General features: G+C 56.5%; 14 protein-coding genes and 1 pseudogene. 10 read left to right on the top strand and 5 right to left on the bottom strand.

Features of this window, described 5'->3' with window-relative positions; all coding sequences use genetic code 11:
• Position 1: 1 nt before the first annotated feature.
• The 10 genes and pseudogenes from gmd (at position 2) to AMM33_RS01895 (ending at position 6,338) form a co-directional block, all read left to right on the top strand.
• On the top strand, positions 2–1,039 hold the full coding sequence (gene gmd / locus AMM33_RS01935; protein WP_090138729.1) for a GDP-mannose 4,6-dehydratase: 1,038 nt from the start codon (positions 2–4) through the stop codon (positions 1,037–1,039).
• A gap of 41 nt (positions 1,040–1,080) precedes the next feature.
• Positions 1,081–1,503: a hypothetical protein gene (locus AMM33_RS21695; protein WP_194945179.1), complete on the top strand. Its 423-nt coding sequence runs from the start codon at positions 1,081–1,083 to the stop codon at positions 1,501–1,503.
• Positions 1,504–1,672: 169 nt separating this feature from the next.
• Positions 1,673–1,939 carry a helix-turn-helix transcriptional regulator gene (locus tag AMM33_RS21690; RefSeq protein WP_194945178.1) on the top strand — a complete coding sequence of 89 codons (267 nt, stop codon included), beginning with the start codon at positions 1,673–1,675 and terminating at the stop codon, positions 1,937–1,939.
• Positions 1,932–2,378 carry a DUF6941 family protein gene (locus AMM33_RS01920; RefSeq protein ID WP_090138264.1) on the top strand — a complete coding sequence of 149 codons (447 nt, stop codon included), beginning with the start codon at positions 1,932–1,934 and terminating at the stop codon, positions 2,376–2,378. The genes AMM33_RS21690 and AMM33_RS01920 overlap by 8 nt, the downstream gene beginning before the upstream one ends.
• A 292-nt stretch (positions 2,379–2,670) precedes the next feature.
• Positions 2,671–2,955, top strand: a complete 285-nt coding sequence (locus tag AMM33_RS01915) for a DUF2442 domain-containing protein (protein ID WP_090138727.1) — start codon at positions 2,671–2,673, stop codon at positions 2,953–2,955.
• A 255-nt stretch (positions 2,956–3,210) separates the two neighbouring features.
• Positions 3,211–3,408, top strand: a complete 198-nt coding sequence (locus tag AMM33_RS21685) for a hypothetical protein (protein ID WP_194945177.1) — start codon at positions 3,211–3,213, stop codon at positions 3,406–3,408.
• Between the two features lie 125 nt (positions 3,409–3,533).
• Positions 3,534–4,391 (top strand): NAD-dependent epimerase/dehydratase family protein, encoded by an 858-nt coding sequence (locus AMM33_RS01910; protein ID WP_090138263.1) that lies wholly within the window; start codon positions 3,534–3,536, stop codon positions 4,389–4,391.
• The gene (locus AMM33_RS01905; protein WP_090138261.1) at positions 4,388–5,521 is read left to right on the top strand and encodes a glycosyltransferase family 4 protein; all 1,134 of its coding nucleotides are present in this window, start codon (positions 4,388–4,390) and stop codon (positions 5,519–5,521) included. The genes AMM33_RS01910 and AMM33_RS01905 overlap by 4 nt, the downstream gene beginning before the upstream one ends.
• A gap of 48 nt (positions 5,522–5,569) precedes the next feature.
• Complete coding sequence (locus tag AMM33_RS01900; protein ID WP_090138259.1) at positions 5,570–5,890, top strand: type II toxin-antitoxin system PrlF family antitoxin; 321 nt, start codon at positions 5,570–5,572, stop codon at positions 5,888–5,890.
• Positions 5,890–6,338: pseudogene (locus AMM33_RS01895) on the top strand (type II toxin-antitoxin system YhaV family toxin). The gene AMM33_RS01900 and the pseudogene AMM33_RS01895 overlap by 1 nt, the downstream one beginning before the upstream one ends.
• A gap of 116 nt (positions 6,339–6,454) precedes the next feature.
• On the opposite strand, the gene AMM33_RS01890 reads toward AMM33_RS01895, so the two are convergent.
• The 5 genes from AMM33_RS01890 to galE all read right to left on the bottom strand — a co-directional run bounded on the left by AMM33_RS01890 (position 6,455) and on the right by galE (position 12,517).
• Complete coding sequence (locus AMM33_RS01890) at positions 6,455–7,585, bottom strand: glycosyltransferase (RefSeq protein WP_090138257.1); 1,131 nt, start codon at positions 7,583–7,585, stop codon at positions 6,455–6,457.
• Positions 7,586–7,604: 19 nt separating this feature from the next.
• Complete coding sequence (locus AMM33_RS01885) at positions 7,605–8,825, bottom strand: hypothetical protein (RefSeq protein WP_090138255.1); 1,221 nt, start codon at positions 8,823–8,825, stop codon at positions 7,605–7,607.
• Entirely contained in the window at positions 8,825–9,895 is a 1,071-nt protein-coding gene (locus AMM33_RS01880) for a sugar transferase (RefSeq protein ID WP_228767895.1), read from the bottom strand. The genes AMM33_RS01885 and AMM33_RS01880 overlap by 1 nt, the downstream gene beginning before the upstream one ends.
• Positions 9,896–10,156: 261 nt before the next feature.
• Positions 10,157–11,356 (bottom strand): O-antigen ligase family protein, encoded by a 1,200-nt coding sequence (locus AMM33_RS01875; RefSeq protein ID WP_194945176.1) that lies wholly within the window; start codon positions 11,354–11,356, stop codon positions 10,157–10,159.
• A 147-nt stretch (positions 11,357–11,503) separates the two neighbouring features.
• Positions 11,504–12,517 carry a UDP-glucose 4-epimerase GalE gene (galE, locus tag AMM33_RS01870; RefSeq protein WP_090138250.1) on the bottom strand — a complete coding sequence of 338 codons (1,014 nt, stop codon included), beginning with the start codon at positions 12,515–12,517 and terminating at the stop codon, positions 11,504–11,506.
• Between the last annotated feature and the right edge of the window lie 395 nt (positions 12,518–12,912).

The raw sequence follows: 12,912 nt of genomic DNA, 5'->3' as shown, positions 1-12,912 counted from the left end.
AATGACAAAAACCACCATAATCACCGGCATCACAGGCCAAGACGGCGCTTATTTGGCGCAACTGCTGCTCGACAAGGGCTACACCGTCTACGGCACTTACCGCCGTACCAGCTCAGTCAACTTCTGGCGCATCGAAGAGCTGGGCATCCAAAACCACCCCAATTTGCATTTGGTCGAATACGACCTGACCGACTTGGGCTCCAGCATCGCCTTGGTGCAAAAAGTCCAGCCCGACGAAATCTACAACCTGGCCGCGCAAAGCTTTGTGGGTGTGTCTTTTGACCAACCCAGCACCACCGCGCAAATCACCGGCATTGGCTGCCTCAACCTGCTTGAAGCCATTCGCTTGGTCAATCCCAAGATCCGCTTTTACCAAGCCAGCACTTCCGAGATGTTTGGCAAAGTGCAAGCGATTCCGCAGATCGAAAGCACACCTTTCTACCCCCGCAGCCCTTATGGCGTAGCCAAGCTCTATGCGCACTGGATGACCGTCAACTACCGCGAGAGTTACAACATCTTTGGCTCCAGCGGCATTTTGTTCAATCACGAAAGCCCGCTGCGCGGACGCGAGTTTGTGACCCGCAAGATCACCGACAGCGTGGCCAAGATCAAGCTCGGCCAGCTGGACTGCCTGGAGCTGGGCAACCTGGACGCCAAGCGCGACTGGGGATTTGCCAAAGAGTATGTGGAAGGCATGTGGCGCATGCTGCAAGCCGACGAGCCCGACACCTTTGTGTTGGGAACGAATAGGACGGAGACGGTACGCGACTTTGTGCGCATGGCGTTCAAGGGGGCAGGTATTGCGGTTGACTTCAAGGGCAGCGAAGAAGATGAAACTGCCATTGACACCGCCACCGGCAAAACGGTGATGTGCATCAACCCCAGGTTTTACCGCCCCGCCGAGGTGGAGTTGCTGATTGGCGACCCGGCCAAGGCCAAAGCCAAGCTGGGCTGGGAGCCCAAGACAACGCTGGAGCAGCTGTGCCAGATGATGGTGGAGGCTGATTTGCGTCGCAATCAGGCGGGGTTCTCTTTCTAACGTTGGCCGTGGCACAGTCGGTATAACGGTATTGATATAAAATGCCTCGCTTGCTGGTTACCGATTCTTTTGAGTCTGATTTGGATGCGTTGGAGGCAACGGGCCTGCAGTCTGATCTGGATGCGGTTGATGCAGCAGATGTGCTCATGGATGAAGTTGCGGGTAACTTGGATGTGCTTGATGTTTTGTTCAAGCCGGGTTTGCGTGATGGCCACAATCCTCTTTTCGAAGTCAAACGCTTTGAAGAGGCTTGGCAAGGCGGCTACAACATCTTGATCCTGAAGTATTGGGATTTTTTGGGAGCCTTGGCCGATTACCGGATTTTTGTGGGCTATGACGCCCAAAAGGAAACCTACTATGTCTTGGCAATCACTCAACGTTCAATCGCCTACGACACTGGGCACGATGCCTACAACCGTTTATTGGTGCGATACCGCTCGTGCGACATTCCAGCATGGCGTTGATATGGGGTCAGTTGTCACCGGGGTGTTGTCGGTTCAGGTCACCATGCTAAGAGCTGATCAATGGGTTGCGATGGAAGTCCAGCATGCACCAGACGTGCATGGGCAAGATGCTTTTGCTTTTGTAGAGAGGCGAGCACGCGATCCGCAACGGGCTGCAAGGCTCAAAACCATGCGCCAACGCATGGGGCACGCCTTGGAGCAGCACAGCCAACCACTTGGTTTGGTCGGTCTGCGTTTGCGTGCGGGCTTGTCACAGCAGCAATTGGCGCACTTGATGGACACGCAGCAACCCAGTGTGGCTCGCTGGGAGCGTGAACCCACAAGCATGCGCGTGGGCACCATGTTGCGCTTGGCCAAGGTTTTGGGGGTGGATGAAGGCACCATGGCAGCAGCCATCAGCACTCAACAGTTAAATGAAGAGCTGTCGCATGCATGAGGGGGACAACATGGTTTTAACTTGCCTGTATTGCGATGATGTGCGTTTGGAGGCCGATGGGCGTTCATCCATCCTAGGCTGGTATGCGCAAGATGTGCTGGTGGCGCCACCCGGTGCCTTTCCGCTCGTATTGCACAGTCTTGCGGTGGTTCTGCTGTTGCGCTTGCCCGCTGGCAAGGCTGTTCCAGACTTGACGTTGAAGATGCTTGTCGGCGATGAAGTTCGCTATTCAGTGGCGGCTTCTGAGCAGGACTTGCAGGCCATGTTGGCGGATGCACAAAAGGCAATTGATGAGCATGGTGCGCAGACCATACGTGTGATCATGAAATTCCCCAATTTGACGATACCCAGCCCTGGGCCTCTGTGCTTTGAAGCCAAGTTGGGGGAATCTGAGGTCCGCAGCAATCCCTTGCATATTCAATTGCAACGTGAAGACTGAAAACCACAAACAAGGCTAACAAGCACTTGCTCACCAATATGGTTTGGGCGAGATTGTTGAGTTTGGGTCCATGGCCGCGGGTGACAGAGCAACTGTGCCAGATGATGGTACGGGCTAATCAGCGCCGCAATCAGGCGGGGTTCTCGTATTAATAAACCTAAGCTCTACGATTATTTCGGCATCGTGCTCAGGCGTTGGTGGAATCCCGTTCAGACGCTATAGTTGGCAAGTGGATTGATTTCTTTGTTTTGAACAAACTTGTTCAAGCAGAGTCCATTACACGGTGGATCAAATGAACACCCACAAGACCTTGAACATCACCGATGCCATATTGCTGGATGCTTACCGTGTGGCTTTGACGTTTGATGACCGCAAAGCCCAATCGGTTGATTTCAAACCCTTCTTGACATCGTCTCACCATCCATCTGTTCGGGCTTATTTGGACCCTGTCCGTTTTTCGCAATTTGAGTTGCACCATGGTGAACTGGTATGGGGCGACTATGATTTGTGTTTTCCGATCATGGATCTCTATAACAATACATTGCTCCACGATGGTGAGCATTTGGCTGCGGCATGAAGCAAAAAATTCTTCTCACAGGTGCGGCCGGTTTTACCGGCCTTTTTTTTAAGTCGGCCGCCGAGGCCGCTGGCCACCAGGTGGTGGTAGGTGAGCAGACTAGCCTCAACGAGAGACCTTGCGCCACTTTATGTGCTCGGCGCAATCAGGATAGGTTTTCTTTTTGAAGCACAAGATGTGCGGTTCGGTACAATCCAAAGTCTGCAAAGCAGATCTTAATGATCGGGCTTGGCATCAAGACACAAGGAGGTATTCATGTCTGAATTGATCTTGAAAGTATTAAGGCAGGCGGGTCGTGCTATTCATAACCCGTTTGCCATGAACAACGGCTATGTGTTACCTCGGAATGGTGATGCACGAATTGACGCAATCAAACTGTCGGGTGATATGCGTGTCGTTGGTCGCGACCTGAAAAAAACCGCTACCCAAGCGCTGCAGCGTCATGCCAAATAATCACACTCGCATGCAAGCTCGCCCTGGAGAGGTGGCGGTATCGCAGACCACAACGGATGCGCCCTTGCTTTGGTAGGCTTGGTTGCTACTTTTATTGGCGGACGCAAGTCTGCAGAGGTTAAAAAGTGAGCTTAAAAATTCTTCTCACAGGTGCGGCCGGTTTTACCGGCCTTTTTTTTAAGTCTGCCGCAGAGGCCGCTGGCCACCAGGTGCTGGCTTTACAGGCCGACCTGACGGACAAGGCCGCTGTGGCGGCAGAGGTCTTGCAAGCCGCGCCCGATGCGGTGGTGCATTTGGCCGCCATCAGCTTTGTGGGGCATGCAGACGACACGGCGTTTTATGGCGTCAATGTGGTGGGCACCATGAATTTGCTGGCGGGCTTGGCGGCTTTGCCGGTCAAGCCGAGCAAGGTCTTGCTGGCCAGCAGTGCCAATGTGTATGGCAATTGCGATGCGTCGCCCATCACAGAGGCGCAACCAGCGGCCCCGGTGAACCATTACGCCATGAGCAAACTGGCCATGGAGCACATGGCGCGCACCTATCTGGACCGTTTGCCGGTGGTGTTCAGCCGGCCTTTCAATTACACGGGGCCGGGTCAGGCGCCTAACTTTTTGATCCCCAAGCTGGTGAGCCATTTTGCCCAGCGTGCGCCAGCCATTGAGCTGGGCAATTTGCATGTGGAGCGGGAGTTCAACGATGTGCGCATGGTGTGCGACGCGTATTTGGCTTTGCTGGCCCATGGCGTGCCGGGCGAGGTCTACAACGTGTGCTCTGGGCAGCCTTACACCTTGCAGCATGTGATTGCTTTGCTGTCCGACATGACGGGCCACACCATGGATGTGCGGGTCAATCCGGCTTTTGTACGGGCCAATGAGGTGCACCGTTTGTGTGGCAGTGCTGACAAGTTGTTGGCATGCACAGGGCCATTCAAGCCGTATGCACTGGAGGACACTTTGGCCTGGATGTTGGAAAGTCAGAAATGAAGGTCGGTTTTGGTACGACGGTTTGGGGACGAGGGCTGGCCAATCACCAGTTGGATGGCATCGGGTATTACACGCAAGAGGTTTTCCGCAGGCTCGATCTTGACCACGTGCAGTTACGCCCGGTGGTGTTTGGCAATGCGGGAGCCGAGCAAATCGATGGGCATCAGACGATTCGCTTGGGTCGCTACAGCATATCTGCGGCTTTGGCCGCTGTGACGGATGTGCCATTTGCGGGTAGCAGTTTGCTGGCCAAACACGTGGATATTTTTCATGCCACGGATCACTACACGCCCAAGCTCAAGGGGGTGCCGGTGGTGGCGACTTTGATGGATGCGATTCCTCTGTCGCATCCGCAGTGGGTGAGCAGCCGTTTGCGTGGTTTAAAGAATTGGCTTTGGCGCACATCGGGGCACTGGGCAGACCAGGTGATCACGATTTCGGATTTCTCGCGCACCGAGGTGGCCAAGCATTTCCGGATTCCGGAGTCCCGCATCACGGTGACGCCCTTGGGGGTGGATGACCGGTATTTCGAGCGTTTGTCGGGTGATGCCGCCGAGGCTGTGCTGGGCAAGTATGGTGTGCCTGACCGCTTCTTTGTTTTTGTGGGCACTTTGCAGCCGCGCAAAAATGTGGAGCGCATTGTGCAGGCGCACGAGGCGTTGCCTGCAGCATTGCGTGCGCAATGTCCGCTCTTGATTGTGGGCCGCAATGGTTGGGGTTGTGACGATTTGGTGGCCAAGCTCAATGCGTGCACTGCGGACGGGCCTGTGCGCTGGTTGCAGAGCGTCAATGATTTCGAGAAGCGGGTTTTGATGCAACGTTCGACCGCCTTGGTGTTCCCGTCGCTGTTTGAGGGCTTTGGCTTGCCGGTGTTGGAGGGCTTTGCCAGTCAGACGCCGGTGATCACGTCCAACAGCACGTCTTTGCCCGAAGTGGCTGCCGACGCGGCCTGGATGCTGGACCCGTTGGATGTGCACGCGATGGCCGATGCGATGGCCACTTTGGCCACCGATCAGGCTTTGGCAAGGGACTTTGCGGCCAAGGGCTTGGCGCGTGCCCGTGCCTTCACATGGGATGCTTGCGCGGCACAGACCCTGAAGGTTTATGAGCGGGTGCTGAGCAGGGCTTGATGGGGTAAGGAATTATCCTTACAGTTGCGGCCTTGCAGGAGGATTCACATGACCACGCTTCACGAAGTTGCCACCATCACTTCCAAAGGCCAAATCACCTTGCCTAAGTCGATCCGCCAAGCGCTTGGCGTGGACTATGGTGGCAAGGTGGCGTTTGATTTGCAGGGCTCACAAATCATCGTGTCGCAAGCCGTGAGTGGTGTTCATGAAGACCCGGCCATCGGGTGTTTTTTGACATTGCTGGAGTCCGATATTCGAAACGGCCGCCATCTGTCTGGCTTGCCAGATGAGCTTGCGCAGGCCATGTTGGCGACTTTGGCCCAGTCTGATGATCTGGACTTTGACATCACTGGAGACGTTGCGCTTTGATGCAACGCCATGGCTGGAATCTGCTTTTTCACGAATGTTTGATCGAGCAGCTTCAAAGCTTGCATGCCGCTGCACAGCGGGCGCAAGCGCAAGATCCTCAGGGCTTTGAGTCGAATGGCAACGTCAGGTTGTTTGCTGCTGTCTCTAAATTGATTTTTGAGGCTGTGCCGAGTGATCCTAACCGTGAAGAATATCGGCAAGGCAACACGATGGGCGCTGATTATCGGCATTGGCGGCGTGCGAAGATTGGCCGAAGGTTCCGTCTTTTTTTCGGTTTGACTCCAAGTCCAGGATGATCATTTTTGCTTGGGTGAATGATGAAAATACCTTGCGATCTTCGGGCAGTAAAAGCGATCCCTGTGCTGTTTTCCAACGCATGCTGGAGCGCGGCCATCCACCGGATGACTGGGCTGCACTCTTGTCGCTGAGCCAAACCGATTGGAAGTAGCTGGGGCTCAAACCAGCTCCCTGAATTTCTTCGCGAGACATATTTGGCCGTCATCGCGAGGAGCTTGCGACGCGGCGATCCAGTGGCTTCGCTAGCAACGGTGATGCCCTGTTGGGCTAACGCTGGTTGAGCAAGGCTTGATAGAGCTGGATGTGCTGCTCGCCCATGGCCTGGAGTGAGTAGTTGCCCAGTGCGTGGGCTTGGGCTTGTTGCCCGAGTTGGGTACGCAGGGCTGCATTGCTAAGAGTGTTCATGGCTTGCGCCAGCGCAGGCGCGTCGTGTGTGGGCACGGTCAGCCCTGTCACGCCATGGGGATTGACGGCGTTGACACCGTTGTTGAGTTGCGTGCAGATGACGGGTTTGCCGCAGGCCATGGCTTCGAGTTGAACCAGGCCAAATGCTTCTGCCGTGGTGACGGACGGCAAGCAAAATACATCGCAGGCGTGGTAGTAAGCCGGCAGGTCTTCATCGCTGATGCGGCCTGTGAACTTCACTTTGTCGGTCAATCCCAGTGTGTGCACTTGCTGCCGCAGCTCGGGAGTCAGAGGACCGTCTCCCCCCAAAATCAAATACGCGTCGGTGTGCTGCATCGCTTCGATCAGCACGTGAAAGCCTTTGTAGCTCACGTGGCGGCCGAGCGTGAAGACAAGCAGTTGGCCTCGGGCTTGGCTGCGGATTTGTGCTGCTCGCTCGGCAATGCCGGGGGTGAGGCGCAGACCGTCGTAGTTCATGCCAAAGGGAATGATGTGGCAACGCTCGGCGGGGTAGTCTGCAGGGATCTGGGTGCTGCTGGTGTAGTGGGCCGCAGTGGGCGCGATCAAGGCTTTTGCACGCATGATTTCGCGGCGCTGGAATGGGCGGTACGGCTTGAGCAGATTTTTTTGTTTGACGATGTCGCTGTGCCAGGTGATCACGCGTGGAATGTGGGCGGGCATGCACATGGACACGAGGTGGCTCATGGGGTCCGGAAAGTGCAGGTGGATCAGGTCGAAGGGTTTTTCTTGGTGCAGTAGCCGCGCTTGCAGGACCATGGCTGGGCTGATGGCGGTGCTGAAGTACACGCCAAGACTTGCGGCTTCGACCATGCGGTAGCCGTCGACCGTTTGGTCGGTGCTTTGCAAGGTGGGCGCTGCAACCAGGTCGCACACTTCAACGCCTTGGGCGGTGAGCGTTTGGCACAGTGCTTGTGCGTGCATTTGCACACCACCAATGATTTTCCAGAAGCGACCGAGTTGGAGTATGCGCATGGGGTTGTGGGGCGGTCAGTCAGGCGGCGGGTTGGGCTTTGAGCATGAGTGCGCACAGGATCAAGGTCATCACGGTGTTGGCGATGGCCAGCAGGTGGATGTGGACGACAGGCCCTAGCGGCAAGCCCAACCAGGGTGTGGCGAGGATGGCTATGCCGATGAGCTGGGTGGTGATGCCCAGCTTAGAGAATTTGATGGCCAGGCCTTTGGCGAATGACAGGTGGCCAAAGGTGGCGGCCCAGCAGCCGCCCACGTGCCAGATGACCATGGGCAGCCAGTAGTCTGACAGGCCGTGCCAGCGTGTGGGCAGGATGCTCCAGTGCACCAAGCCATCGATGAGCAGGCCAAGACACACCACGATGCCGGAGCTGGCCATGGCCACCCACAGGCCGCTCATTTGCTTTTGTTCGGGGTTGGCCAATACAACTTGTTGCCAGGCGGTGTGCACCAGCGAGGGAATGAAGCCCATGAGCCGCATGAGTGTGAGCAGCCACCCAGCGTGTTCGGGGCCGTAGGCGTTTTGCCAGACGATGGCCAGGCCTGTGAAGAAGAGGCCGTCAATCAGGGTTTGGCTCAGGCGCAGCAGGGTACTGCGGTCGTCTTTTTGTGTGCTGGGTCTGGGTGGGGTGCTTGGGCTGGTCTGCGTTGCTGGGTGGGGGGTGAAGGCGCCTTTGAGCCAAATTGCTCCAACAGCAAAGCCGGCCAGGGCGGCCAGGAGGAGGACAGGGCCTTGCCATTGCAGCAACGCACCGATGCTGGCCAGCACTGCGGCAATGAGGGGGGGCAGAACCCTGGCCATGGCGCTTTGGCGTGCTGTGCCTGCCCGCAACAAATAGGCTTGGGCCAGGTACCATGTCATTTGACTGAGGGCGATGGCCAGAGCCCAGGCAAGGTAGGTCAGAGATGGTTGCAATTTGCTGAGCCAGATGGCAATACCTGCGCCCGGCAGCATGAGCAGCATGCGAAGCACGCTTTTGCCAAAGGCTTGGCGAGTGGCCAGGTGCAGGTCTGTGTGCCGGTTGGCCAGCAAGGTGGTGGTGCTTTGCGCCAGGGCCAATGCGTTCCAAAAGAAGGCAATTTGGCTGATGACGAAGTAGACCGCGACTTGCCCGGGTGAAAACAGGCCCAGCAGCAAGATGGCAAATAGGCCCTGAATGCCAAAGGCGCTTATGTTGGCCAAGGCCAAGGGCGCTGAGCTGCTGGGGATTTTGGCGAGCAAACGCTGTAGCCAATGCGCCATCAGCGGGCTCCGTGACCGGTGAGGATGGTTTGGATGGTCTTGACGACGATCAACAGGTCGAGAGCCAGCGAATAGTGGCTGACGTAGTAAAGGTCGTAGCTGAGTTTGACGGCGGTTTCTTCTTCAGAGGCGGCGTAGCCTTGCATGACTTGTGCCCAGCCTGTGATGCCGGGGCGCACCAGGTGCCGGTAGGGGTAGCTGGGGATGCTGATGGCGAATTCATTGACGAAGGTGTGTTGTTCGGGGCGCGGGCCGATCAGGCTCATGTGACCCATGACCACGTTGGCCAGTTGGGGTATTTCGTCCAGGCGGCTTTTGCGTAGAAAGTGCCCCAAGCGTGTGATGCGTATGTCGTTAGCTTGCGCAAATTGGGCGGTGGCATTTTTTTGCTCGACCATGGTGCGGAATTTCCAGATGCGAAATGGCCGTCCATGCAGGCCGGTGCGCATTTGGCTGTAGAGGGCAGAGCCTTTGGAGTCCAGTTTGATGGCGATGGCCACAAGCATGCCCAGTGGAATCCAAGCGGGGGCCAGTCCGATCACGATGATCAGGTCAACCAGGCGTTTGAAGCTGTCGTAGGCGGGGTTGCCGTCGGGTTGCCACAGAGGGTTGCTCAGGGTGAGTGTGCTTTTGCGCCCGGTCAGTGATTCGGCCACCGCCGCCACGCTGTACAAGCGGATGTGCTTGAGTTTGATGGTGGCCAGTTGTTGTTTCTGGCGATCGTTGAGTTGGTGCTCTTCGCTGACGAGGGCGCCATCGCTGGCGGGGGGCATGTCGTGGGCATCGTTCCAGTTGACCAAAGTGATGTGTTGGTCAAGCAGGGCACTGTCGTTGTCCAGGTGTTGCGTCAGCTCTTGGGGTGTGAGTTCGTCCAGGCAGATGAGTTGGAGTTTGTCTTGTTGTTGGAAGTAGCGCTCGACCAGCCAAAACCAGAAGGTGGTGAGCAAGGCGACAAGCAGAACGGCGCTTCGGGCATAGGGTTTTTGTAGCAGTGCAAAGGTCAGCACCATCAGCAAGTAGGGAGTGATGGTGTTGATCAACAGCAATGTGCGTTGCTCTGCTGCGGGCATGTGCACGGAACGGTAAAGTAGATGTGCGGCCAGTGAATAGGGAGCAATGCACCAGATGACCGTTTGTGCAAAAAGGGGGGTGACCCAGTTCCAACTTTCAAGTATCAGACCCATCAAATAGGCTGGAATGAGCAATGCAGATCCGCCCAATGCGCCTGCCAGATGCCTGTATTGACGCCTGGCATGTGATGAAGCTAAATTATTTTTATGTATACGTGTGTTCACATGCAGTTTCGATGCTGATGAGCGGTTGTTTATGCCTCAAGCGGCATGACGTCTGAGTTGTATCCAGAGCCATGCCGATGTGACAACCAGAAGTGCATTGGGTTTGTCGTAAACCAAGGCGGCACTGATGAGGCCTTCCATGAAATAGCTGCCCAGCAATGCAGCTGCCAGCAAAGCAGTTTCTGGCTGGGTTTTGAAGGGTTTGATGATCATGGCGCGTGTGCTGTAGCCCAGGCTGATCAACATGACGATCAATCCGACAAGGCCGCCTTCGACCAGTGTTTGCAGAAATTGTTGGTGGAAATGCCGGTGACCAAATACATCTTTAAGTGGGGCACCGTATTGCTGCAGTTCATAGGGGCGGACTGATGCACTCAGACCCAGCCAGGGGTGGTCGCAAAATGCAGCCCAGCCCACACGCCACATTTCCAGTCGTGCGCCGACCGAACTCAACACGGCTTTGGGGTCTTGGTGGCGCAACTCAAAGTAGTTGACGACCTCGTTGAACCCGAGGACAAATTTGTCCCATCGTATGGCCACAAGCAGGCCCAGCAGGCCCAAGATGATCAAGGCGCCCACGATCGCCTTCCAGATGGTGATGTGACGGCGCTGACGATAAGCCAATATGCCTGCCGCGAGTGCAATGAACTCCAGCAGTTCCTGGCGTCGGAAGCTGATGACCAGAATGATCAGTGTGCACAGCACGGCCAATCCCTGGATGGCTCGCCAACGGGGTGGGGTATCGTCAGGCCGGGTCAGGGCAAGCAGGTTCCAGGCGCCCATGGTCATGGCCAGTTGGGCCAAAAGGCCTGTGCCGCTGGCACCGGGGTTGATAGCATCCCAGCCGGTCAATGCATAGGTGCTGCGCCAAAGGGCCGTGAAGATCAAGCCCAGTGCAATGGCCTTGTCGGCCTGCGCCTGTGTGGTTTTGCAGCGGTTAAGCCCCAACAGTACCAGAGGCCAGAACAGAAAATACAGGTGCCAGCCAGCGTTGGATAAGGCCAGCATGGGTTTGTCGGACCATGCCACGCTCAGCAGTTTGAAAAACAGGATGGACATGAAGGACAGGGCAAGCCATTTGTCTTGCGTCGTCCAAACCCAATGGCTTTCTTTTTGTGGATGGCGCCATGCTTGCCAGGCGGCCCCCATGCCCATGAAGCTGAATACAAGCAAGCCAAGCACTGGGGCGCCAAACAGGGCGGCAAAGAAAAAGAACACGGGCAAGTAAGTCAGCATGGCAATACGGGCAAATAGGTAGATGGATGATAACAACTGCTGTGCCTGTTGCCTCATTCGGTATGCCCCTGGTCACTTGCCCCGTGTGTGACGGTCTGGACATGATGGAGCCCTGATCATTTCCAGGGGCTCTGAAAGCAGATCCCCTCAATACCCCTCAGGATTCTTCGATTGCCAGCGCCAGGCATCGGCACACATGCGGTCAACGTCGAGTTGTGCTTTCCAGCCCAGGGCGGTTTCGGCCAGTTGGGTGTCTGCAAAGCATGACGCCACATCGCCGGGGCGTCGTGCCACAAATTGATAGGGAATGGCCACGCCGGTCACGCGTGCAAAAGTGTCGGCCAGTTCCTGCACGCTCACGCCGCGTCCGGTGCCCAGGTTGACTGTGATGCTGGCTTGTTTGTCTTGCAGGTAGCGCAGCGCCGCCAGGTGGCCTTGGGCCAGGTCCACCACGTGGATGTAGTCGCGCACGCCGGTGCCGTCGGGTGTGGGGTAGTCCTTGCCGAAAATGCTCAGAAATTCACGCTTGCCCACAGCCACCTGGGTGATGAAGGGCATCAGGTTGTTGGGGATGCCGTTGGGGTGTTCACCGATGGTGCCGCTGATGTGGGCGCCCACCGGGTTGAAGTAGCGCAGGATGGCCACATGCCAGCGCGGGTCGGACACTTGCAGGTCACGCAGGATGTCTTCGCACATGAGCTTGGTGCGGCCGTAGGGGTTGGTCACTTGCAACTGGCTCGATTCAGTGATGGGCACTTGGCTGGGGTCGCCATAAACGGTGGCCGATGAGCTGAACACGATGCGCCGAACACCGGCGCGGTCCATGGCTTGCAACAGGGTGAGTGTGCTGCCAATGTTGTTGTCAAAGTAGCGCACGGGCTGGGCCACCGATTCGCCCACGGCTTTGAGGCCTGCGAAATGGATGACGCCGCTGATAGTGTGCTGGGCAAATACGGTGTCCAGCGCTGCGCCGTCGCGCACGTCGGCCTGGACAAAGCTGAATTTTTCGCCACAAAGGGCGTTGAGCCTTTCCAGCACCCGGATGCTGCTGTTGCAGAGGTTGTCCACGATGACCACGTCGTGGCCTGCCTGCATGAGTTCAACTGCGGTGTGCGAACCGATGTAACCGGCGCCGCCGGTGATGAGGATTTTGGATGACATTGGCAAATTGTAAGTGGGGGCCTGTATGTCGCTCCTTGCTGGCGCCCCGTCAAAGCCGTGCAGGCCGCTGCCCACAGTGATCGGTGCAAATGCCCACCGCACACGCCTTACTTGCCCATGCAAAAAACATCTGTGCGCAAACCCTCAGTGACCTTGAAATTGATTTTGCCCAGACGCTCTCAGGCCAAGTAGAGTTTGTTGCTTGGTGGTGGCCTGCTTCAAGCCTTCGGAGATTGTGATGTTCGGGGGGGGTGTTAGAGGTATTGCCGAACAAAGACAAATTAATTGGGATCTGACCCCAATTAAATTAATTGGGGTCAGATCCCAATTAAATCTTCCGCAGGGGCCGCAAGATGGGAGAAGGCAATGGGCAAAGTTGTTCATTTTGTGAGTCA

Origin of the sequence: Limnohabitans sp. DM1, from assembly GCF_001269385.1 — a bacterium.
Lineage (GTDB): Bacteria > Pseudomonadota > Gammaproteobacteria > Burkholderiales > Burkholderiaceae_C > Limnohabitans_A.
Note: the sequence above shows the minus strand (reverse complement) of the source record. Positions and strands in the feature narration are given on the sequence as shown.

Bases quoted from the DNA above. Each gene is read 5' to 3' on its own strand.
- gmd (WP_090138729.1), top strand. From the start codon at position 2: ATGACAAAAACCACCATAATCACCGGCATCACAGGCCAAGACGGCGCT.
- AMM33_RS21695 (WP_194945179.1), top strand. From the start codon at position 1,081: ATGCCTCGCTTGCTGGTTACCGATTCTTTTGAGTCTGATTTGGATGCG.
- AMM33_RS21690 (WP_194945178.1), top strand. From the start codon at position 1,673: ATGCGCCAACGCATGGGGCACGCCTTGGAGCAGCACAGCCAACCACTT.
- AMM33_RS01920 (WP_090138264.1), top strand. From the start codon at position 1,932: ATGCATGAGGGGGACAACATGGTTTTAACTTGCCTGTATTGCGATGAT.
- AMM33_RS01915 (WP_090138727.1), top strand. From the start codon at position 2,671: ATGAACACCCACAAGACCTTGAACATCACCGATGCCATATTGCTGGAT.
- AMM33_RS21685 (WP_194945177.1), top strand. From the start codon at position 3,211: ATGTCTGAATTGATCTTGAAAGTATTAAGGCAGGCGGGTCGTGCTATT.
- AMM33_RS01905 (WP_090138261.1), top strand. From the start codon at position 4,388: ATGAAGGTCGGTTTTGGTACGACGGTTTGGGGACGAGGGCTGGCCAAT.
- AMM33_RS01900 (WP_090138259.1), top strand. From the start codon at position 5,570: ATGACCACGCTTCACGAAGTTGCCACCATCACTTCCAAAGGCCAAATC.
- AMM33_RS01890 (WP_090138257.1), bottom strand. From the start codon at position 7,585: ATGCGCATACTCCAACTCGGTCGCTTCTGGAAAATCATTGGTGGTGTG.
- AMM33_RS01885 (WP_090138255.1), bottom strand. From the start codon at position 8,825: ATGGCGCATTGGCTACAGCGTTTGCTCGCCAAAATCCCCAGCAGCTCA.
- AMM33_RS01880 (WP_228767895.1), bottom strand. From the start codon at position 9,895: ATGCCCGCAGCAGAGCAACGCACATTGCTGTTGATCAACACCATCACT.
- AMM33_RS01875 (WP_194945176.1), bottom strand. From the start codon at position 11,356: ATGCTGACTTACTTGCCCGTGTTCTTTTTCTTTGCCGCCCTGTTTGGC.
- galE (WP_090138250.1), bottom strand. From the start codon at position 12,517: ATGTCATCCAAAATCCTCATCACCGGCGGCGCCGGTTACATCGGTTCG.